Annotated in this window: 1 protein-coding gene; it reads left to right on the top strand. The window is 68.2% G+C overall.

Features of this window, described 5'->3' with window-relative positions:
• Nucleotides 1-13 precede the first annotated feature (13 nt).
• A partial coding sequence (locus AC1RU4_RS26230; RefSeq protein WP_492894805.1) for an amino acid ABC transporter ATP-binding protein occupies nucleotides 14-740 on the top strand: 727 nt, incomplete at its 3' end.

Raw genomic sequence — 740 nt, 5'->3', positions numbered from 1 at the left:
GAAAGGAAGCTCAATGTCGGCCGTCGTTAAACTCTCCAACGTTCACAAGAGCTTCGGCACCGTGAAGGTGCTGGACGGCGTCTCCTTCGAGGTCGCCCGCGGCGAGGTCGCCGCCGTCATCGGCCAGTCCGGCTCCGGCAAGTCGACGGCGCTGCGCTGCATCAACGCCCTCGAGACCATCGACGACGGCCGCATCGACGTCTGCGGCCATGCCGTCCACGACGCCAGGCTCGACCGCCGCTCGCTGCGCCGCGACGTCGGCATCGTGTTCCAGAGCTACAACCTGTTCCCGCACCTCACCGCCGAGCAGAACATCATGCTGGCGCCGAGCTGCGTGAAAAAGGCGTCGAAAGCCGAGGCCCGCGACCTCGCCCGCGAGGTGCTGGCCCGCGTCGGCCTCGCCGAGAAGGCCGACCACTATCCCGAGCAGCTCTCCGGCGGCCAGCAGCAGCGCGTCGCCATCGCCCGCTCGCTCGCCATGCAGCCCAAGCTGATGCTGTTCGACGAGGTCACCTCCGCCCTCGACCCGCAGCTGACCGGCGAGGTGCTGAGGGTGATGGAGGACCTCGCCCGCGGCGGCATGACCATGATCCTCGTCACCCATGAGATGGCCTTCGCCCGCAAGGTCGCCAGCCAGGTCGTCTACATGCACAGGGGCAAGGTCTGGGAGACCGGACCCGGCGCCATGCTCGACGCCCCCAACACCCGCGAGCTCGCCGAATTCGTCGGTAGCGGGCTGT

Source organism: Ancylobacter sp. GW821-FHT10E12 (genome assembly GCF_058809335.1).
Note: the sequence above shows the minus strand (reverse complement) of the source record. Positions and strands in the feature narration are given on the sequence as shown.